At 40.7% G+C, this 21,972-nt stretch carries 17 protein-coding genes and 1 tRNA gene; 6 read left to right on the top strand and 12 right to left on the bottom strand.

Translation table 11 applies throughout. From position 1 onward, the window contains the following. Positions 1-5: 5 nt before the first annotated feature. Complete coding sequence (locus INP83_RS04080; protein ID WP_219126392.1) at positions 6-422, top strand: polyketide cyclase; 417 nt, start codon at positions 6-8, stop codon at positions 420-422. 135 nt (positions 423-557) lie between these two features. Here INP83_RS04080 and INP83_RS04075 read toward each other — a convergent pair whose 3' ends face one another. The 5 genes from INP83_RS04075 to metG form a co-directional block, all read right to left on the bottom strand. Further along, positions 558-845 (bottom strand): hypothetical protein, encoded by a 288-nt coding sequence (locus tag INP83_RS04075; protein ID WP_219126391.1) that lies wholly within the window; start codon positions 843-845, stop codon positions 558-560. A gap of 158 nt (positions 846-1,003) precedes the next feature. Then, positions 1,004-1,933, bottom strand: coding sequence for a toll/interleukin-1 receptor domain-containing protein (locus tag INP83_RS04070; RefSeq protein ID WP_219126390.1), 930 nt, complete (start codon positions 1,931-1,933; stop codon positions 1,004-1,006). Between the two features lie 95 nt (positions 1,934-2,028). Further along, positions 2,029-2,100 (bottom strand) — tRNA-Arg (locus INP83_RS04065). Positions 2,101-2,163: 63 nt separating this feature from the next. After that, positions 2,164-3,012: a hypothetical protein gene (locus INP83_RS04060; protein WP_219126389.1), complete on the bottom strand. Its 849-nt coding sequence runs from the start codon at positions 3,010-3,012 to the stop codon at positions 2,164-2,166. 76 nt (positions 3,013-3,088) lie between these two features. Continuing rightward, positions 3,089-5,149 carry a methionine--tRNA ligase gene (metG, locus tag INP83_RS04055; RefSeq protein WP_219126388.1) on the bottom strand — a complete coding sequence of 687 codons (2,061 nt, stop codon included), beginning with the start codon at positions 5,147-5,149 and terminating at the stop codon, positions 3,089-3,091. A 122-nt stretch (positions 5,150-5,271) separates the two neighbouring features. Here metG and INP83_RS04050 point away from each other — a divergent pair, with 122 nt between their 5' ends. Together INP83_RS04050 and INP83_RS04045 are read left to right on the top strand one after the other, a co-directional pair. Next, a complete protein-coding gene (locus INP83_RS04050) occupies positions 5,272-6,186 on the top strand; it encodes an LD-carboxypeptidase (protein ID WP_219126387.1) in 915 nt (304 codons plus the stop codon). A gap of 12 nt (positions 6,187-6,198) precedes the next feature. Then, a complete protein-coding gene (locus INP83_RS04045) occupies positions 6,199-6,606 on the top strand; it encodes a DoxX family protein (protein ID WP_146269410.1) in 408 nt (135 codons plus the stop codon). 55 nt (positions 6,607-6,661) lie between these two features. On the opposite strand, the gene INP83_RS04040 is transcribed toward INP83_RS04045, so the two are convergent. The 7 genes from INP83_RS04040 to INP83_RS04010 form a co-directional block, all read right to left on the bottom strand. Further along, complete coding sequence (locus INP83_RS04040) at positions 6,662-7,354, bottom strand: hypothetical protein (protein ID WP_146269411.1); 693 nt, start codon at positions 7,352-7,354, stop codon at positions 6,662-6,664. A gap of 182 nt (positions 7,355-7,536) precedes the next feature. Beyond that, positions 7,537-8,376 (bottom strand): BT_3987 domain-containing protein, encoded by an 840-nt coding sequence (locus INP83_RS04035; protein ID WP_219126386.1) that lies wholly within the window; start codon positions 8,374-8,376, stop codon positions 7,537-7,539. A gap of 14 nt (positions 8,377-8,390) precedes the next feature. Beyond that, positions 8,391-10,004 (bottom strand): SusD/RagB family nutrient-binding outer membrane lipoprotein, encoded by a 1,614-nt coding sequence (locus INP83_RS04030; protein ID WP_186458684.1) that lies wholly within the window; start codon positions 10,002-10,004, stop codon positions 8,391-8,393. A 10-nt stretch (positions 10,005-10,014) separates the two neighbouring features. Continuing rightward, complete coding sequence (locus tag INP83_RS04025) at positions 10,015-13,149, bottom strand: SusC/RagA family TonB-linked outer membrane protein (RefSeq protein ID WP_146269414.1); 3,135 nt, start codon at positions 13,147-13,149, stop codon at positions 10,015-10,017. Between the two features lie 704 nt (positions 13,150-13,853). Beyond that, positions 13,854-14,786: a DUF1735 domain-containing protein gene (locus INP83_RS04020; RefSeq protein WP_219126385.1), complete on the bottom strand. Its 933-nt coding sequence runs from the start codon at positions 14,784-14,786 to the stop codon at positions 13,854-13,856. 21 nt (positions 14,787-14,807) lie between these two features. Further along, on the bottom strand, positions 14,808-16,301 hold the full coding sequence (locus INP83_RS04015) for a SusD/RagB family nutrient-binding outer membrane lipoprotein (RefSeq protein WP_219126384.1): 1,494 nt from the start codon (positions 16,299-16,301) through the stop codon (positions 14,808-14,810). Positions 16,302-16,314: 13 nt separating this feature from the next. Continuing rightward, positions 16,315-19,545 carry a SusC/RagA family TonB-linked outer membrane protein gene (locus tag INP83_RS04010; protein WP_186458685.1) on the bottom strand — a complete coding sequence of 1,077 codons (3,231 nt, stop codon included), beginning with the start codon at positions 19,543-19,545 and terminating at the stop codon, positions 16,315-16,317. 182 nt (positions 19,546-19,727) lie between these two features. Here INP83_RS04010 and INP83_RS04005 point away from each other — a divergent pair, with 182 nt between their 5' ends. From INP83_RS04005 to INP83_RS03995, 3 genes are read left to right on the top strand one after another with little or no spacing between them, the layout of a single operon-like run. Further along, the gene (locus tag INP83_RS04005; RefSeq protein WP_146269418.1) at positions 19,728-20,069 is read left to right on the top strand and encodes a PadR family transcriptional regulator; all 342 of its coding nucleotides are present in this window, start codon (positions 19,728-19,730) and stop codon (positions 20,067-20,069) included. A 20-nt stretch (positions 20,070-20,089) separates the two neighbouring features. Further along, positions 20,090-21,745, top strand: coding sequence for a PspC domain-containing protein (locus INP83_RS04000; RefSeq protein WP_219126383.1), 1,656 nt, complete (start codon positions 20,090-20,092; stop codon positions 21,743-21,745). After that, positions 21,742-21,954: a hypothetical protein gene (locus INP83_RS03995; RefSeq protein ID WP_219126382.1), complete on the top strand. Its 213-nt coding sequence runs from the start codon at positions 21,742-21,744 to the stop codon at positions 21,952-21,954. The genes INP83_RS04000 and INP83_RS03995 overlap by 4 nt, the downstream gene beginning before the upstream one ends. Positions 21,955-21,972: the final 18 nt, after the last annotated feature.

Raw genomic sequence — 21,972 nt, 5'->3', positions numbered from 1 at the left:
AACTTATGGATACCTTATTAACTATTGTTGGGATAATTGCCGGTATTATTGCGGTTATTGTACTACTTGCATTAATTGCGCCTAAGGGCTATACCGTTGCACGCAGCATAGTGATCAACAAGCCGCGCCAATTGGTGTATAGCTATGTGAAATTTCTCGGCAACCAGCAATATTACAATAAATGGGTGATGATGGACCCAAATAAGCGTACAAGCACTACCGGAACAGATGGCACCGTGGGCTACAACTCCACATGGGATAGTGACGTAAAGCAGGTAGGCAAAGGGAACCAAACCATTGAAGGTTTAGTGGACGGCGAGCGAATTGATATCGGCATTGTTTTTGAAAGACCGATGCCCGGCGTAGCCGACACTTATATTGCAACGCAATCTGTAACCGAAGACAGCACCGCGGTAAAGTAGTCAATGCAGAGCAAAATGCCTTTCCCAATGAACGCCATGCTACTGATCATCAATATGGATAAGTTATTAGGTAAAGACCTGGACGAAAGCCTTTCCAATCTAAAACGAGAATTAGAAAAGTAAGCCCTCCGCCAATTACAGAAACGCCTCAACCAACTGCTCCCATTCTTCCTGCAAGGATACATCCGGTCGGGTTTGCCCGGCTCTGCTATACCAGTAATCGGCATTCCAGATGTCGCCCTCTTTGCGGTGCAGATAGGCATGCACCCAGGCAGAGTCTTTGTCGCTTAACTGGTCAACCTCTGCATGTGCTTTAGCCCAATCGCCTTTGCCATCGTACCAAAGGCTTTTTAACTGTACCGATAGGCCGGAGGGCGGTTGCGTAAGAGATAGCGATTGTTGAAATTCCGTTAGTGTTTTCATAAGGCCATACTTAACTGACTTGTTACAGCAATTGAAATGCAAAGTTAATTTACAGAAACAAAAAAGCCTTAAATCTTCATGACTTAAGGCTTTTCCTTAGTACCCGACGAGAATACATGTTAGTTAATTCTTAATCTATCATATATTTTGATTGCGCTTTAGTTAGATTTATCTCCTATAAGCCAATCCAACGCTTTTAAAAAATCATTGAAGTTAAAGGTTAATAACCAACCGCTAAATGTTTGAAGTTCTTTATACCAAAATTCAGGATTAGATTTAACTTCTTTAAAGCTGATGTTTCTATTCTGCAACAAAGTCCTCAACTGATCCACTAACAGACGAAATTCGTTCTCTGAAATTACAGGCGACAGTCCGAATAATGAACTCTTAATGCTTTTATCTCTCATATTCACAGCCATAAGCCTTTGCTCTTCTAACTGAGTTTCTAATTCAATCATTTTTCTGACATCAATGGATTTTTGATCTTGGGCTTGAGTAATTTTGCTTACCGCTTTATCAACATTTGTAACTGCCTGCAAAATATTTTCTAACATCAATGCCTGAGGGTCCGGATTACTATCAGCAACATCTTCATTTGCTTGTTTAGTAGATGCAAATATTTCCTTTAAACGCTCTTCAAAGTCAGGCCAAAACGTTTCAAACATTTTAGTCAAAATACCAGCGTCTCTTGGTTCATCAGACAGCTGATTAAGGTCTTTAATCAATTTTAGTAGATCTTCTTTAATAAGCCTTGTATGGTTGAAATGATAAAGTGGATTGCCAATAAGTTCCGATGGCTCAATATCGATCAACAATGTAAAGAGCCTGCTCTTATCTATTCCCTTAAATAATGCACCAGATTCAAATAGTATCCACGGTTTATCTTTATTTTCTTTTGTCAAACATATAATGCCGGTAGTACTTTCTGAAATTCCCTTGTTAATAGCATTGAACCATTGCTCACCTCTATGAATGTCCTCAGGCGAGAACCAAGGCTTGATCGATTGCATAATATATGGCAACCATTCTTTCAAATAATGCGCAACAAGTTTGCTACGTTGCTGTGACCAACTTAAAAATACTTTCATATAAGGTTATGAGGGTTTAATAACGCCAATTTAGAAATTATCAGTAGTATAAAGCCTTAAATCTTCACGACTTAAGGCTTTTACTTTTTCCTTTGTACCCCCGACGAGAATCGAACTCATATCTAAAGTTTAGGAAACTTCTATTCTATCCGTTGAACTACAGGGGCAGTTTTTGAGTATGCAAATTTGCACATTTTAACTGACCCTGCCAATACCCGAAGGGCTTATATTTATTTGCTTTTTGCGTTCTGGCTATCACTTATGGCGCTCGCTGTTCCAATTACTGCAGCAGCACCAACAACAGCCATTGTTTTTCCATAACCCGTAGCTTTTGAATTGATGAAATAATCGCCTCGCTGGTTGCTAAACTCTTTAAGATGCTTTGGATCACTATTGGTTTTTAGGGTGCGGGATATAAAGAATTTGTCTTCATAAACCACGGGTATATTCTTCCCATCAGCAACCGTGTAAGTGGTTAAATAGCTTCTAAAAGTGAGTGGCGAATTATCCGGTGTAAATAATGCAGTATTCACTTTAGTAAGAGCAACCGTATCCTGCAATCTCTCTATCATCCTTATTTTGTGGAAGGCTGTATCCGGCACTTCAATAAACCCACGTGTTAGCCTCACTGTAGTGTTGCTGCTTTGCGTATGCGGTGGTAAAAAGGTTGTTGTTTTAGGCAAGTTAGCCACTGCATTTACGCTGCCATCCGTGTAAGTAGGATTAAGTGTACTTCCTTTGTTGTTTCTGAGGTAGCTGTAAGATTCAGCGGAAATATTGCCTTTCAGGCTTATAGATTCGGGCACGTAGCTAACGGCTTTATCTCCAATAACCAATGCCGACTGTTGCCAGTCAATATACAACGGCTGATTTAATTTGTTATAAACATTTACAGTAACCGGTGCATCGGGCCCGTAAAAGGAATAAGAAATACGTACTGAGTCGTTTTCAAATTCGTAATTGCCGGTTTCCTTGTTAGGCTCTTTACCGGTTGTACTACTGATAACGTTGACCTGATACTTACTGCAAGATGTTAAAATTGCACAGCAAGCCAAAGTGATGATAAGTGGGAGTCTCATGATAGTTTGGTTGTTATTATACAAACTAAGACTTAAAATTTTACCACAGGTTTAACCCATGGTAAAATTAATATTTTTATCTTACTACCGATCCATTATCCATCGTATCAACCTGAGCAACAAAGCTTAACTTGCCCTCAGCGTTCTCCGCCATCAATATCATACCTTGCGACATAATACCCTTTATTTCGCGTGGTTCAAGGTTTACAAGTATACTCACCTGTTTCCCTATAATGGCTTCAGGCTCATAATACTCCGCAATACCGGATACTACCGTACGTTGATCGATACCCGTATCTATGGTTAGTTTAAGTAGTTTCTTGGTTTTGGCAACTTTCTCGGCAGTTAAAATGGTTCCGGTACGGATGTCCATCTTTACAAAGTCATCAAAAGATACATTTGCCTTAGCGGGCGTAACTGCAACCTGTTTAGGGGCGGCAACGGCTGCTGCCTTTTTATCTGCAAGTTTTTGAATTTGCTTTTCAATGGCTTCGTCCTCCACTTTCTCAAATAAAAGTGCGGCCGGGTTAAGCTGGTGCCCGCTGGCAAACTCTACTTCCTGATCGAGCGCAAATGATTCAACATTAAGCATACCGAAGATCTTTTCTGCTGTACGAGGCAAAAATGGCTGCAGGCAGGTTGCAATATGGCCTATAATAGCCAAACTGTTATACAGGGCGTTCTTAGCAGCGTCTGCATCGTTCTTAATTGCTTTCCAAGGCTCCTGCTCTGTTAGGTAACGGTTACCTAAACGCGCCATGTCCATTACGTTCTGCATAGCCTGGCGGAAACGATAGCTCTCCAGGTTCTTGCCCAGTTCATCGTAGTAGCCGCCTAATTCCGCGTTTATTTTTGCATCCGTAAGCTTAATATTAGCATTTACCTTACCATCATAATACTTATGCATTAGTATCATTACCCGGTTTACATAGTTGCCTAAGATGGCAACCAGCTCATTATTTACACGTGCCTGGTAATCTTTCCAGGTAAACTCACTGTCGCTGGTTTCCGGCAGTATCGATGTTAATACATAGCGCAGTTCATCCTGCTTACCGGGAAATTCTTCCAAATACTCATGCAGCCAAACAGCATGGTTGCGAGAGGTAGATAGCTTATCCCCCTCAAGGTTAAGAAACTCGTTAGCCGGCACATTCTGAGGCAGTACGTACTCGCCATGGGCCTTTAGTATAGCCGGGAATATGATGCAGTGGAAAACGATGTTATCCTTACCAATAAAATGTAGCAGACAAGTTTCATCAGCCTCGTTGGCCTGCTTCTTCCAGTATAGCTGCCAGTTTTTATTATTATCAATAGCCCATTGTTTGGTGGCCGAGATATAGCCTATTGGGGCATCCATCCAAACATATAGCTTTTTGCCTTTAGCTTCTTCAAGTGGCACATCAATACCCCAGTCGAGGTCGCGGGTCATGGAGCGTGGCTGCAGGCCCGATTTTAACCACGACCGGCACTGACCAAATACATTTACTTTCCACTCGCCTTCTTTCTCATCTATCCATTTCTCTAACCAGGGCTGGTATTTATCTAATGGTAAATACCAATGCTTGGTTGGTTTCAAAACCGGCGCTTTGCCGCTTAATGTTGATATAGGATTGATCAAATCAGTAGGGTTCAGTGAAGTACCACAGTTCTCGCACTGATCGCCATAAGCCCGGTCGTTACTGCAAACCGGGCAGGTACCCGTGATATAACGATCTGCCAGGAACTGGTTGAAATCCTCGTCATAATACTGCTCAGAGAACTTCTCTATAAACTCCCCCTTTTCATAAAGGTTCAGGAAAAACTCCTGCGACAAGTCATGATGTATAGCAGATGATGTGCGGTGATAAATATCAAACGACATCCCAAAATCTTCAAAGCTCTGTTTTATTTGCTGGTGATACTTATCAATGATGGCCTGCGGGGTGGTACCCTCCTTTTTTGCTTTGATAGTGATAGCCGCACCATGCTCATCAGAGCCGCAAATGTAAACCACATCCTTTTTCAGCAGGCGTAGGTAACGCACAAAAATATCGGCAGGCAGGTAAGCACCCGCAAGATGACCAATGTGCAATGGCCCGTTAGCGTAAGGTAGCGCAGATGTAACGGTGAAGCGTTTATATTTATCAAGTTGCGACATTCAAAAGGGATGTTTTATTAATTTGCAAAGATAGTTTTTTAGTCGGTAAGTCGGGAAAGACCGAAAGCCCGTATCATTTGCCGACACATCACATATTTTAAAATTTTATATCTTCCGGACTTATGCGGACCTACGGACTTCCATCAATTATTCCACCATATCTAAAAAAAGGCGATAAAGTTGCCATTACCTGCCCTGCTAAAAAACTACCGGTACCTATTACCGATGCCGTAAACCTGCTTACAGGCTGGGGACTTGAGGTAATTTTAGGTGAAACCGTTTCTGCCGGTTATAATCAATTTGCCGGCGACGACGATTTCCGCGCGGCAGATATGCAACGCTTCATAGATGACGATAGTATCAAGGCCATCTTTTGCGCTCGCGGGGGCTATGGAACAATCCGAATGATCGACAAGGTGAACTTTGATGGCCTTAAGCAAAACCCAAAATGGTTCATCGGCTTTAGCGACATCACGCTGCTGCATTCCCACCTCATTAAAAATTATGGATTAGCGTGCATCCATGGCCAAATGCCGCTTAACATACCTGACGCTACCAAACACTCTTTAGAAACGCTTAGGATGGCTTTATTTGGCCAGGAGTTAACTTATTCGATAAAGCCAAATCCGCTGAACCGGATGGGCGAAGCTTCGGGAATTCTAATTGGGGGAAACCTGTCTTTGCTAATAGCCGCGTCCGGCTCGGTAAGTGATGTTGATTACGATGGCAAAGTGCTTTTCCTGGAAGATGTTGGCGAATATCTTTATTCAATTGACCGTATGCTTCGCTGCCTTAAACGCGCCGGAAAACTAAATGGCTTAAAAGCGCTTATTATTGCTGGCTTTACTGATCTAAAGGATAATGATATTCCGTTTGGGCAAACACTGCCAGAGATAGTAATGGATGTTGTAAAAGAGTACAATTATCCGGTTTGCTTTGATTTCCCGGCGGGGCACGTAAGCGACAACTGCAGCCTTATTTTAGGGAAAGAGATAAGCGTATCGGTAACCGCAAATGAAGTAACAATAAAACAATAAACTAATATCACTATGGCGTATTTAAGCAATTTAAGCCGTTACAAGGATCTCGGCCTGTTAATTACACGTGTTGGCCTTGGCGCAATGTTTATTTATCATGGTTATCCCAAATTACTGGGAGGCACACACGCCTGGCAGGAGTTAGGTTCATCAACCAAATATGTAGGCATTACCTTCGCACCTGTATTCTGGGGTTTTATGGCAGCAATTGTAGAAACACTTGGCGGTTTCCTGCTAATTGTAGGTTTAGCATTCAGGCCGGTGTGTATATTGCTTCTCATTAACATGATAGTAGCAGCCGCCAGCCATATAGGCGGTGGCGACGGTTTACAAGGCGCTGCTCATGCTATTGAGGCTGCGTTTATGTTTGCGGGATTAGTGTTTACAGGACCGGGTAGGTATAGTGTTGATAAGAAATAAAACTAAGCCATATATTTATCATCCTTACAAATGATAAATATATGGCCTTTTGAAATCAATAATTCCATATAAAGCGTTGGCGCTTGGTAGGGTCGGGCGAAAAGTCTGCTTGAAATTTAACTTTGAACACGCTGGCCATAGTCTCACCCTTATAAGTAGCAGGCAACCACTCGATATCAAACAGTTTCTCGCTTACAACAATTTTGGTATTGAATTTAAACCCATCGATACTGTAAAATGCCGAATATCTCGCTTTTCCTTTAGCATCTATGTTAGCAATCAGATCAACATCTAAAGTACCAGAAGCTGATTTATTCTCCTTCAGAGTCTTCCTTTGAAACTCAGTACCCAACAGTGATATATACTGTTCTATAGAACAAACAGGTACCGGGATACTGGCCCCCTTTTTAGCCTCTTCGTTATTTGTTAAAATTTCGTATGTAGCGCGGCCTATGGCGGCGGTATCGGCAGATATTAATTTTTTGAGTGTATAATTGTATCTAACAAATATTGACCCATCCGGGTTAAAAGCATACCAGTTTCCAACACGCTGGTTGTCTTTATAAGCTCCGCGCAGAGTCATTTTACCATCCGGTGTATATAATTCATAACCACCATCTAAAACTTTAGCATCGTTGATGTTATAATTGAGCTTAGACTGGTCTGAAAGGTAAGTGGTTTTTTGAGTTGCGCCTGCGGTAAATGTTAAGGCAGTAGTGACGATTAAGGTTTTAAATAAAGCATTCATAATAAAGCGTTTAGAATAGCAATTTACTAATTAATTTTTATCGGAAGTTATTTAAAAATTAATTTTTCCAATTAGTTTATCTGGAAGAAAATAATACCTGAAAAAAAAGGCCAGTCGATAACTTCGACCAGCCTTTTAAAATACAGAGAAAACCTGTTATTTAAGTTTGATATTTTCGTTAACTACACGGAAACACCGCCACCTGTATATTGATAATTCAATTTAAATGTTTTAGTGGTTGGGTCATAAGTGTTAGTTTTTCCTGCAACCGGGATAAGTGGCTGAGAAGCACTCACCTGGCCAACTATAGTAACGGTATTGTCAGCCTCGTTAACAACAAGGTTCATAGAGCCGCCAATATCACCGATCTCAGTTGAAACAGTATTTGCGTTTACAGTTCTAAGCGTTTTGTCTCTGTCGATGTTTCTCGGACCTAAAGTTGGGTGATTGAACACGCCTGTAGAGCGATAAACGCCATCGTACTTGTTCCTGGCAGCAACACTCAAAAGAATAGTGTTGTAATTACCACTTATAGTACCTGAAGAAACCGAAGTAATTTTTAATGGTAAAACATACTGCTTGTTAAGGTCAAATTTATCAGTAGCATATGTAATTGTAAACGAAGCTCTCGATTGTCCCTTTTTGATAACTACAGAGGTAGCGTTAACCTTGTAATTTGCAGCAGGCATCTGAGTATAGCTCGTTCCATTCTCGTCGTTGTAGGCTTTAACGGCAACACCATCAGTTAGCGGCGCAACGTTAACAGTAATATCCTGAGGGGCGCCAACTTTAGGCCCTGAATAGGATACCTCAATCGTTTGATCTACTGCCGATTTAATATCGAACCCAAATGTGTATTTCGGATACACAGCAGTTGGGTCGTCATTTTGTGCAGGGTTAGCAAACTCAATTACGTTATCTGACTTACTTGGATCAAGAACTAAACTATCATCCTTCAAACAAGATGTAAAAAAGCTCAAGGCTGTAAAAAGCGTTAGGGCTCTAAATATATTTTTTTTCATGTTTTCTGCTTATTTTAATTTAAATCCCAAAATACCTTAGCCGTGTAAATATTAATGTTCTGAGGAACATTAGATGGGTTAAGGTTGTATTCTGATTGCGGATAAGGCACTCTCGTTATTAATTTATCTGGGCTTGTAGCACGAGATTGTATTGATGCGAACGAGGTGATAGGGTTGCTGGTACTGGTTGTACTGACCGGGTAGGTTGTTCTTCTAAATTCAGCAAAAGCCTCATCATGAGAAATTTCATTCAAAGCAATGTATTTTTGTGTAATAATTGCCTCAAGACGCTGCGCCGCAGTGGTTGCTAAATCAAAATTTACTAAGTAAGACGAAGGATTAGCTGTTTTATAATCTGCAAGAGCCGTTGTTAGGGCAGTAGTTTTACTTCCATCAACCACATTAGTTTGATTCTTATACAAATAACGGAAAGATGCAGTTATACCTGCTTCAAAATCTGTTTTTGCAGCAGAAATACCACCACCAATTAACCCTCTTGCTTCAGCTTCAGCCTTGATGAATCGAGCTTCCGCTAAAAGCATAATAACCTGCCCTTGTGAAGGGCCTTTAACAGCGCCTAAACCAGGTGTGTTAAAGTCGGCTCCGGTGTAAAACGCCGTTGAACCGGCTGGTGGGATAACCGTACTTGCAAGGTTTTCCTGGCCTAACTGATTGGTTTGGGTATTAGGGTATGACCTGTAGATTACACCTCCACGACCTTCATCTGTTAATTTACCACCATTATAAAAGGCAAACACGTATTTGGTTGGCAGAACTGACGTTACACGACGGTTACCATTTTCATCAGCAGCCAATGAGTTATAGATTGGCGCTAATCTGCCGCCTTGTTTGGCATAACCTGGATTAACCAAAGCATCATCTGTGATGATACCGATTGTTGAGTTCCAAGATGCAAGTTCAGTTGTAGCAAAACTTGCTGTTTCTGGTACCGCTGCCATTTTTACTAATAAACGCAGTTTCAAAGTATTGGCGAAACGCTTCCAATCATCCATGTGGTCACTGCCACCAAACATAGGGTCAGCAGGAGCCAGAACTTTTGTTGGAGCACTTGAAGACGGTTGTGCCTGGCCAGCAGTGATTGCAGCTATAGATGCATCAAGTTCCTTAACAAGAGCGGTATAAACATCAGCTGCCTTATCATATTTTGGAGTTAAATTACCAACGCCTTTAAGTGCATCTGTATAGGGTACATCATTATAATTATCTACCAATTTAGAAAACACAAAGCTTTTCATGATACGTGCTATTGAATTGAAATACACGTTTGAAGCGCCTGACGTATTATCAATAATATATTGATAATCCTGAGCATTGTCATACGACTGCTGAAAGGGGCCTGCGAAATCACTGGTGCCATAATTTGTTGTTACAGTAGCACCGTAACCGCCAAAACCGTAAACGTTAGCAAAAAAGCCTCCCGGGTAACCAAAAGATTGGCTGTAATTGTTATTTACTGATGCAGTACCAACAATACCTGCGGGTAGCGTTACAGCAGGTGTACTGCTTGTAGGATTGTTAGGGTTATCATTGATATCCAGAGCCTTCTTACAAGACGTAACGCCTACAGCAAGAGCTCCTACAATGAAATATGAGAATATCTTTTTCATGTCTGTTTTATTATAAGGTAATTGAAATAGTTGCACCATATAGTCTTGACGGTGGAGTTTGGCCTAATGACGTTAAACCAATCGCATTACTGTCTGAACCTGCTGCACTATATTCAGGGTCTGTATAAATATTTGTTTTAGGAGTCCATAAGAATAAGTTTCTTCCTTGCACACTAACACGTGCAGCTTTGATGAACTTAGCGCCGGCTAAAATTGACCTTGGAAGATCATAACCCAATGATAACTCTCTAAGTTTCCAAAACGCTGCAGAGTATGCGTAGTTTTTACCAACGTTGGTGTTGGTTGGGCCTTCTGTCCAGAAAGCTGTACCACCACTTGCTGTAGTAATGTTTGTATTAGCTACATATTGGCCTGTAGCTGGATCAAGATAAGATGAGTTAGGAACTACAAAACGGTCACGGTTAAAATATGTTGTTCTTATACCAGCACCAGAAAAATCATAAGTACCACCACCTTGGTTATACATCATGAAACCACCTCGGTATTCAAACAATGCTGCTAAACGTATACCCTTAAAAGTTACTGCTGCATCTAAACCCAAACGATGTTTTGGCTCAGTGTTACCAATATCAACTAAAGTGGTACCAGCAGTTGGGTAGCCAGTAACTGGGTCTACAATTATTCTGCCTTGTGGATCTCTAATATAGTCGGTACCGCGAAGCAATGGGAATGATTTACCTTCAACTGCGTACACACCTGCGTAAGTATAGCTACCAATGTTAAGTTGCTTAAGGTCGTTGCTGATCGATACAACTTTATTGGTGTTAAATGTGTAGTTACCACCAACGGTCACTTCAAGATCTTTTGTTCTAACCGGGGTTAAACGTAATGATGATTCCAAACCTTCGTTAGTAACCTTACCTGTGTTAGTTAAGAAGCTGCTGAAACCAGTTGTAGTTGATACACCAACAGGTACAGTCTGATCTGTAGTTGCTGATTTGTAGTAAGTAGCGCTTACTGAAATCCTTGATTTGAACATATCTAAGTCAAAACCGGTCTCAATAGATTTAGTGATCTCCGGATTGATACTTTGTGATACAATTCTATCTCCTTGCGTTAAAGCAGGGTTACCGTTGTATGGGTAGCCGTAACCTTGAGAGAATGTTGGTAGTAAAGAGTACGCACCAAAGTTAGTAGAGTTACCTAAGTTAACTTGGCCTACTTTTGACACGCCTAAACGCAACTTCAAGCTTTCAATTACATTTGATGATTTTATCCAAGAGAAGGCATCAGACGCAATGAACGATAAGTCAGCCGCTGGATAAAAGAATGAACGGTTACCGGGAGCAAGAACTGACCTCCAGTCATTACGGCCTGATACGTGTAAATACAAGTAATCTCTGAATCCTAAACGAGCATCAGCGTACACACCAATTTGGCGGGCATGAAAATTTGCTTCGCTTGCAGAAGGCACGTTAAGGTTGTTGCTTAAGTTAAACAAGTCCGGAACCACTAAACCGCTGATGCTTGCTGATAAACCTTTATACTGGTTTTCTCTTAAGCTTGAACCAACAATCACGTTTAAGTTAAAGTCCGTGCTAACTTGTTTGATGTATTGAATTTGAACCTCTGGATTTATCTGAGTATTATAATTTGCCAGATCACCTACACCGCCTAATATGTTAGCGAAGTTTGGTGTGATACCTAACCTGTAATCGCTGTAAGTAAACTTATTGGTGTATGATTTTTGAGATTGATTAGCTGTTGAAATACCAACACGTGCCAAAATTGACAACTCTTTAAGTGGGAAGTACTTCAATTGAATATTACCTGTCAAATAATCATTACGGGTTAAAGCGCGATTGTTATCTAATGCAAAGTAGGGGTTTTGATAATACTCGTTGTAGTAACCATTAGGATTGGCAAATTTGTTGTTTCTCCAATCTTTATAATCAGTCAAAGGTATTTGACCTGGTGTGTTAAGAACGTTATCAAAAACAGCTGAAATAGCCGAGCTTGTATTGTAACGGTTCTGAACGTAGCTAACGTTGTAGTCAGCAGTTAGGTTTTTTAACAGGTTTCTTTGACCGTTAAGTCTGATGGTTGCTCTATTGTATTTATCGCCTGGAATGGTAGCTCTTTGATTGAAGTACTGTCCAGAAAGATAAAACGTGCTTTTGTCATCACCAGATTGAATACTAAAATCTGATTGATTTGTTAAACCATTGTTCCAAAAGTTATCTTTCCCTTTGTCATAATTGTAACTGTAAGGCACAGTTTGGATTGATCCGTCTGCTAAAGGTTTGCCAATTATACGTGGCTGTCCGTCGAATGCAGGGCCATATTGCTGGTTTTCATACGGGGTATATGATGGCACATCATCGTTGCCTGTACCAGAACCAAATCTGTGTTGCAATTTTGGAAGAAAGTTTACCTCTTCAATGCTGGTGGTATTTGAGAAAGTTACTGATGTGGCTCCGCGTTTACCTCTTTTAGTGGTAATAATTAATGCACCGTTTGATGCATCAGAACCATATAGAGCAGCAGCGCCAGCGCCGTTAAGAACGGTGATGTTCTCAATATCCTCAGGGTTTAAGTTACCCAAGATACTTGTTGGCACTATAACGTTATCTACAACAACCAAAGCCTGGTTGTTACCTAATAACGAACGGTTACCACGCAAAACCAAACGGATGTTAGGGTTAACACCGCTTGATACGGCGTTTACCTGTAAACCTGCAACCTTACCTGTTAAGGCACTTGCAACGTTAAATGCTTTACCCTGAGTTAGCTGCTCTGAACGGATACTGGTTGATTGGTTACCTTGCTGGCGGTTTTTAATTGCAACACCACCTGCAGTTACCACAACTTCGTTTAGCTGACGTGTATCAGCAGATAAGGTAACGTCCACCACATTACCCGATCCAATGTTTACCGTAGTGCTTGTGTAACCTAAGAAGGTAACGTCAAGAGACTTTGCGGAAGCTGGAACGTTTAAGGTGTATTTACCTTGCGCACTTGTTTGAGTGCCAATGGTTGTTCCGGTAACCTTTACCGAAACGCCGGGGATGGGCAACCCGTCTTCACGGGCAATAACTGTACCGGTAATCGTACGATTTTGTGCATAAACCTGCGTTACAAACAACGACAGGAAACACAAACTTACTAGTAGAAGTTTTTTCATGTTGTTAATAATAAGATCAGTTAATAGTTAATTACTGCTAAAAGTAGTAGTTTATTAACAACAAAACAAAAAAAAGAGCAATTTTTATAATTAATATAAATCAGACAGAAAATTTTATCGCATTAGAATTGAATTAGATTTGATTTTTTTTAATCCATATTAAATAAAACAGCCCTGATCCTATATGAGAATCAGGGCTTTGTAAAAGATAATTATCTTGTTAAATACGTTCAACGGCTTTGAAAAAACATATAGAGATCAGCTTAATTTATTAAAGAAAATGAGGCGATCAGCGTATTAAAATTATAAGGTTTTTTGCTGAGTCATCGCCGATTTAAATCGCAACAATAACGCAGACTTTATTTTAGACATACGCGCCGACTTATATCAAAAGATTGTGAGCCGGATCCTCGTTCAAAAGGAATAGCCAGTTTTGATCAGTATAAGTTATATGAGATTTTGAGAATCGCTAACAAAGACAAACGGAATGAGACTTCTTTCAGAATGAGTTACAATAACAGAAATAACGGTTTTGGCGAGCCAGTTAACCTGTTAAGATGGATGCGATTAAGAAAATCGGTTTTATGAGCGTGAAGATTAAAAAAATAGATCTTATATAGTCTTCAAAATCATTAGCGATTTTTGAAGTAAAAAAAAGCCCTCTTGTCTGAGGGCTTTTTTTTTAATTAAAAGGAGCAGGAGTGTTACCTGGCGCTTTTGTAGGTAAAAGTTTCGTCAAAGAACGTCCGATCAGTTCCTTGAACCATTACATACTTCACTTTTATAACACTACCGGAAGTACCAGGTGTACCAGAAACAGCATTAATACCTGTAATATCTAATCTGGCAGAACGATTATTGCCAGATGGTTGTCCATACTTATTAACCACAGCTGTAAGCTTGTTGTTAGAATCAAATGTAAATACTGGCGCAAATTGTCCATAAGAACTTAATGTTCCGCCATTTAAAATAGCATGTGCAAAACCACCTAAACCTTCATCGAAGTAAGCACTCGTGTTAGCTCCGGTTGTTACAAGATCAACCGTACGAGGATAATTTGATGTTAGGGCTGGATTAACCACATCGTTCATTGTGCCTGTTACGGTATAAACGCCATCATATTTATTTTTTACTCCAACACTGTAAATTAAAGTATTGTAATTGCTGATTTTTTTACCGCTTGCATCTGTGATCTTCAGTGGTAATGCGAAACTACCGGAAGGATCAATTTTATCGGTATAAATAGTAATATTCAAAATGCCCAAACGCTGGTTAGCAGGCACAGTTACTTTGGCCGGAAGCGCATAGTCGGCTGAAGGCAATACTAAGTAGTTGGTACTATTTGCCGAGTTATATGCATCTAATGTAGCTTGATCCACACTAACGGTAACATCTAATGCGCTGGTTAACGGAGCAGGAGAAGCAACGTTAACAGCAACCTGCAGTGTAGATGGTGTGCTTGATATATCAAACGCAGCAGACTGAAATTGGCCGCTATTAGCTTCTAAAGGAAACTCAACGAGAGGTTCGTTTTTACTGAAGTCTATATAGCCGCTATCTTTTAAGCATGAGCTAAGGCTAAGCATAGCCGTCACTCCCAGCATGATATATGACGTTATTTTATAATTTCTTTTCATATCAATATGTTTTAAATAGAATTACTTGGCCCAGAATATTTTTGAAGAAAAGATATTGATCGTTCCTTGGGTTGCTACGTTATTAGCATTATTAGAATATTCAGATGCCGGATAGTAAACACGGTTTGGAATAGTGGTTCCGGCAGCTTTTAAATCAACAGAACGCGGTACGCCTGTAGGGTAACCAGTCCTCTTAAATTCAAAAAAAGCCTCGCTTCTTTCATAACCTGTTACAGCGATGTATTTTTGGGTTATAATTGCGTTAACCTGGGTTTCAAGACTGCCTCCAGCAGGGTAAGCAACGCTTTGTTGAGCATAATAATTAGCAGCAGCTGTTGATGCATTAGCAACATTTAAGTTATTAAATGATGCAGTAATTGCTCTGTTGTAAAGTGATGCAGCGTTTCCCGAAATATATCCTCTTGCAACAGCTTCGGCTTGTAAAAATAATGATTGTGCTGAAGAAAATACAACTGCATCCATCGTAGGCGATTTTAACAAACCTGTGCCTATACCGCTAGTATTAGGGTTAGGAGACGCTGTTGAAGACCCGAATACGATGCCTGTGTAGGTGCTACCAGAAGCATCGGCTGTTACAGGTGCATAAACCTTTGTCAAACGAGGATCGTTCAGTGATTTTAATAAATTAACTTCAAAAGCATTAGCTCTCCAATAGTCGTTAGATCCACCGATCGGATTACCGTTTTGGTCAAACCCGTAAACTCTCCAGAAAGGGCTCTCCTGGCCACCAAAAGCATCGCTGTTAGTATAACCCGGGTTTAAAGTTGCCTGGAAGGTATCGTCGATATATCCCTCGCTTGCGGTAGTAGCCAATGTTGATTTTGCAGCACCGCCACCCAAATTACTTAAGCGGATAGCTAAACGTAATTTTAAAGTGTTAGCAAACTTCTTCCATTTAGTCATATCGCCTTTAAACATGATATCAGAACTACCTGGATCAACCGCTGAACTACTTGAGTTTATTAGTTTAATTGCATCATCTAATTTAGATGCCAGGTCGTTGTAGATATCCGAACCGTTGTCATACTTTGGGAAAAGCACACTTGGGGCCTGAAACGCATCTGTGTAAGGCACGTTGTTATAGCTATCTACCAACTGTTGAAAATCATAAACTTTCATGATCATCCCGATAGCCTGAAATTTAGCGAATGAAGCATCAGCTAAACCAAACTTAACCAAGTTATTGAAGTTGGTAGCATTTTGGTATAACGGCGTCCAGGTCTGATAAAAAGTATTATCAAAATTGTACTGCTGTAGTTGTACACTTGGTACATAGTTACCGCTTGGCGCCCACTGGCCTGCCCATGTAGCATAGGCATTATATTGGGAGCTCGTATTTGAGATATCAGCCGAAACTTTTAGGGCACCAGCCAACGTAAATTGGGGCGTAGTCGACGAAGGTGCATTTGGGTTTGTTTCCAAACTCAAAAAGTCCTTTTTACACGCGGTTAACCCGAGTGTTAAAAGTGCTATAGTGATTATATTCTTTTTCATATTTGTGTATCAATTAAAATGTTACTCTTAGGTCTGCGCCGTAAATACGTGTAGCCGGAGTTTGAGCTGCGCTGGTAGTTCCAGCACCATTACCGATAGTATCTGAGAACTCAGGATCTGTCCAAGGATTGTTTTTAGGTTTCCATAGCGCAAGGTTACGACCTGTTAACGCAAAGTTTAGCCCTTTGATGAAACCAGTATGTCTGATATATTGGGTAAGATCGAAAGCTAAAGAAACCTCACGTAATTTCCAGAAGGCAGCGCTTGAAACAAGCGGAGAGTTAGCCGTGTTATATGGCGAACTTTGCCAGAAACCATAGTTACCATCTTGTATCGATACTGATGTGTTTGGTGTGTAAACCGGGTTAGCAGCAGTACCTGTGTTAATAACAGAGTTAGGGAAAATGAAACGTGAACGGCCTGCTGAAGCAGATACATATGATGAACCACCGAAGTTCATGGTGCTACCAACCTGGTTGTAAATAACGTAACCACTTCTGTATTCAGAAACCGCGGTTAAAGTTGCGATCTTATAGGTCCATGAAGAAGTTAAGCCTAAGATATATTTAGGGGTTGTTCTGCCAAAGTCTTTCGGGGTACTGTTTGTAGAAGGCAGACCAGTGTTAGCGTCTACGATAACACGGCCTTGTGGATCGCGGTTAAGATCGGTACCTCTTAATAAAGGGAAAGGTTGGCCAACTTTTGCAGAAACCGCTGCGGTACCAAAGGTCAAAATATCAAAAGTGTTTACACCTGGTATAAGAGATATAACTTTAGAATCGTTGATTGAGAAGTTACCTTTTACTCTCCAACCAAAAATGTTGGCACTTTTTGTCATCAGGTCGGCAGTAGCCTCAAATTCGTAACCAGATGACTGAACTTCACCAACGTTAAGCAATGAAGCGTTATAACCAGTTGCTGACGATGTTTGAACAGTAAGCGTTTGGTTTTTACTGTTTTGTTTGTAGTAAGTGGCAGATAAGCTTAAACGATTGTTGAATAAAGCTGCTTCTAAACCTGTTTCAATTTCATTTACTTGCTCAGGCTTTAGATCTTGGCTGTAGTAAGTTGTACCTGCACTTAAACCACCCAAAGCACCGTAAGGGAAACCTGAGGTAACGCCGTAGATGTTATTGATCTGATAAGGGCCAATAGATATATTACCTACACGGCTTACAGAACCGTATATCTTCAGGTAATTTAATACTCTGTTATCTTTCATAAACGACAAAGCATCTGTTGGCACAAATGACAATTTAGCTGAAGGGTAGTAGAATGATCGGTTTTTAGCTGAAAGCCTTGAGTCACGGTCATTTCTTAATGTTCCTTCAAAAAACGCATAGTTTTTGTAACCAATGTTTAAATCTGCGAAGAATGCAATCTGACGGATCTTAGCTTCTGATTCATTCGCAGCTGGTATACCACCTATATAGGCAACGTTGTATACATTTGGTACCAACAAACTGTTACTTGAAGTGGCCATTGCCTTATAGCGTTGTTGCCAAACAGTATTTCCTAATAATAAGCTGGTTTTAAAGTCATTAAAGAAAGTGTGATGCAAATTTACTGTCGCATCTCCTTGTAACCTTGCGTAACCACTTGGGTAACCGTTTAACGTTCCGTCACCAAACTGGTAAACGTCTGCTACCCGACCCGGAGCTAATAAAGTGTTTTTAAAAGTTGATTGTACACTACTTGCGCCGTAAGGGTCGCTTACTCCATAAGGGGTAAATCTTACTTCGCTTTGAGTGAAACGTTGTTGGTTAACACCAAAGTTATAAGAAACGTGATAAGCTAAATCCATCCATTTAGTTGGGTTTAAGCTTAACTTAAGATTTGATAAAAATACGTCTCTTGATGTATTGATCCTTGAGTTATCAACTATCCAATAAGGGTTGATAGCATAAGCGTCATAAAAATCACTTGGGTTTGAGAAAGTGCCGGTGTTAGCGTTTCTAAATTGTTTGATATCCAAAAATGCAGGCCATTGCATTAAGTTGGTATACAGCAAAGAACCGTTGTAACCAGTTCCGTAAGTGCTCACATCCGTTTTTGTATAGCTTACAGAATAATCAGCTTTGAAAATTCCTAAAGTTCTTGCTCCACGTGCACTTACGCTGGTACGTAGATTTTTATCATTAGGAACAACACCTTTAGAATACACGTTTTGTGCAGAGAGATAAAACGAGTTGGCAGCATCACCTTGTTGTACTGAAACCTCGTTTTGCTCAACGATACCTGTATTAAAGAACGATTCGATTGGATTTTTTGGAAGCGCTTTGTAAGGAACAACCAAAGTTGGGCCCGTAGCGCTACCTGCTGGATAACCTACTTGAACTTTAGTATTACCAGTTGGATCATAGGCAGGTCCGTACAATTGATTCTCATAAGGAACATACGTAGCGCCTCCGGTAAGAGGATCTATATAAGGGGCTCCCTCGCCACCATACATACCATATGTGTTTTGAAATTTAGGAAAAAAGCCTACTTGCTGAATTTGAAATGAGTTATTGTAGCTGATAACCGGCTTGCCGTTGCTGGCACCGCGTTTAGTGGTTATCAATACCGCACCATTTGACGCCTCAGAACCATACAGTGCTGCCGCGCCTGCACCTTTAAGGATCTGGGTTTCAGCAATGTCATCAGGGTTAATAGAGTTGATTGCACCATAAGGAGCCGGCACACCGTCAATTACGATCAAGGCATTGTTGTTACCCGCGATTGAACGGTTACCACGAAGCTTGATTGTAACATTAGGGTCAATACTGTTATCAACAGTTTGGATTGCCAAACCCGCAACTTTCGCTGTCAAACCGTTGGCAAAGTTGGTTACGTTGGTTTGGTTAATATCCTTACTGGTAACAGTTGTAGAAGAATACGCGGTTTCTCTTTTGGCTTTTTGTATACCCAAAGCACCTGTTACAACAACCTCACCTAATTCATTAGCGGAAGATTCAAGAACCACGTTTAGTGCGCTGCCGCTGCCAAGCTGTTTTTCCTGTTTTTTAAATCCAATAAAAGAAAAAGTTAAAGATTTTGCCGAAGCAGGTATGCTTAAGGAGAACTTACCTGCGGCATTGGTTTGAGTACCAATTGAAGCTCCGGTTACGGTTACACTTACTCCGGGCAGCGGTAAACCGTCGTCCTTTGAAGTAACTGTACCAGTAATCGTACGATTTTGTGCATAGACCTGCGTTACGAACAACGACAGAAAGCACAAACTTACTAGTAGAAGTTTTTTCATGCTGTGATTAATAAGATAGTTAATAATTAATAACATAAAAGTAACATACCAGTATCCACCGTTCAAATTTGGAGGGCCCTCTAAGGCCTATTCTAATCGAAATCTAATATGGCCAAAAATAAATCTCAAAAATATAGTACTATGTATTGCATAATACATTCTTAAACATATATCTTTGTATTATGATTGTTGAGAACACACAAACCCAAATGAGGAAAGGCATACTGGAGTATTGCATACTTTCCATAATAGCAAAGGGTGAAATATATGCATCTGATATCATCGCCGAACTGAAGAAGGCCCGGCTGCTGGTGGTTGAGGGTACATTATATCCTTTGTTAACCCGGCTTAAAAACAACGGATTGCTTGCCTATAACTGGGTAGAAAGCACATCGGGCCCGCCCAGGAAGTACTATGTGATATCCGAAGAAGGGCGCAAGGTGCTTGAGCAACTGGACACTACCTGGCAGGAACTGGCCTTTGCCGTACAAACATCCATCGGCGACAGAAATAACAAACACTAACCTTTAACATCACCCAGATCATGAATAAAACAATTATTATAAACATAAACGGCATCGTCTTCCACATCGAGGAAAATGCTTATGAGATACTTAAAAGCTATATGACGGATGTACAGCGCCATTTCATGGGATCTGCCGATAGCCTTGAGATCACTACTGATATTGAGAACCGCATTGCAGAGATGTTCAACGAGATACTATTAAAAGAAGGAAAGCAGGTTATCATAGAGCAGGACGTAAAATCAGTAGTTGAGCAAATGGGTTCTGTAGCCGACTTTGAAAGCGTGGAAGACGGCAACACCGGTACAATTCACTCAGGCATACACCCTGCTTCACAACCCCGCCGCCTTTTCCGCGATCCTGATGATCACCTGGTAGCAGGCGTTTGCTCAGGCATTGCCAATTACTTTGATTTTAATTCGGTTTGGCTCCGTCTGGCATTTGCCGTTCTGGTTGCCTTTGGCGGTACCGGCCTTATACTATATATAATACTGTGGATCGTTGTGCCTAAAGCCAAAACCCGTGCAGACCGTATGGCCATGAAAGGCCAGCGTTTAAACCTGCAGGGTTTTAAAACTAATTTTGAGGAAGAAATGAGCGGCTTAAAAAGCAATCTCTCAAATTTTAGTGACGAGGCACGTCCTTTTGTTTATAAAACAAGAGATTTTGCCGGCGATGTAGTACAACACACCGGTAACTTCCTTGGCGGCGCAGGTAAGGTTATATTTAAATTGATAGCTATCTGTATCATCATAGCCAGCTTTGCCGGTATAGTGCTCACCGTAGGGGCCGTTATTGTGGGCTTCGCCAGCGGCCATGGTGGTTTTCCTTTTGTGTACCCCTTCAATTCGTTGACTACCGAAAGGTCAAATGTTATCTTCGTGATATCTACTTTACTATTGGTGATAATTCCTCTGCTGGCTATTATGCTTGCCGTACTTACCTATGTATTTAACGCAAAAGGCATTGGCCGTACACTTGCTTCTACGCTATTGATGTGCTGGATAGTATCATTAAGTATTGTCATCTTCTATGCAGTAAGGATTACATCACAATTTAGGGCAGGTGCCAGCTACAGCCGCACTATCAACATAGTGCCTTCTGCAGACAGCACTTACCATTTGAAACGGAATGATATGAAGTTCCTGACCGCAGAAGACAGCGCACGCTACAATATCAAAGATTTTAAGGGAGGAGTGATATTAGATGATAACGAGGAAAACTTTAACATGCCAAATTCTGAGGTATCGATAAACATTGAACGCAGTGATGTTTCACAACCGGTTTTAGTGGAGTCGTTCAGTGCGAGGGGCGGCGATTATGAAGATGCCTTGGGTAACGCACGTGGCATCACCTATCACTTCGAGCAAACAGGCAACGTTTTAAAGTTTAACCGCAGATTTAAAAAATCAGAAACTATTGCCTGGAGAAATCAGGAAGTACACCTCACCCTTAAGCTACCAATGAATACCAAACTGGTTATTGATAACGAGCTGGATGGTATGCTTAACGGCATCAGTGTTTACGATTGCAAAAGCTGGAACAAGCAAGAGAACGCATCATTTGCTAATTTTTTGATGACAGATAATGGCCTGCAATGCAAGATAGACACTGTGGTAACTCCAGCCAAGACATTGAAAATAGATAGTGCCAAAACAGACACTTTAAAACAATGAGAACCTTAATAAAGTATATAAGCCTGCTGATCATCAGCGGGCTTATAATACCTTTTTGCCTAACCATACACAGCAACAAAACTAAGGTTGCTGTATCTCAGGCAAATGCTACAGCTGATAACATAAAAATGGTGTGTGATACGCCCCAAATGCACTATTTCGGTTTGCAGCAAATCTGGGAATTTGCCATCCCTGCATTAAAAAAATGAATTTCGATGTAACCTTTA

Origin of the sequence: Mucilaginibacter sp. 21P (assembly GCF_019331605.1) — a bacterium.
In the GTDB taxonomy this organism is placed as follows: domain Bacteria; phylum Bacteroidota; class Bacteroidia; order Sphingobacteriales; family Sphingobacteriaceae; genus Mucilaginibacter; species Mucilaginibacter achroorhodeus.
The sequence above is the reverse complement of the archived record's forward strand: the minus strand, read 5'-3'. Positions and strand labels throughout refer to the sequence as shown.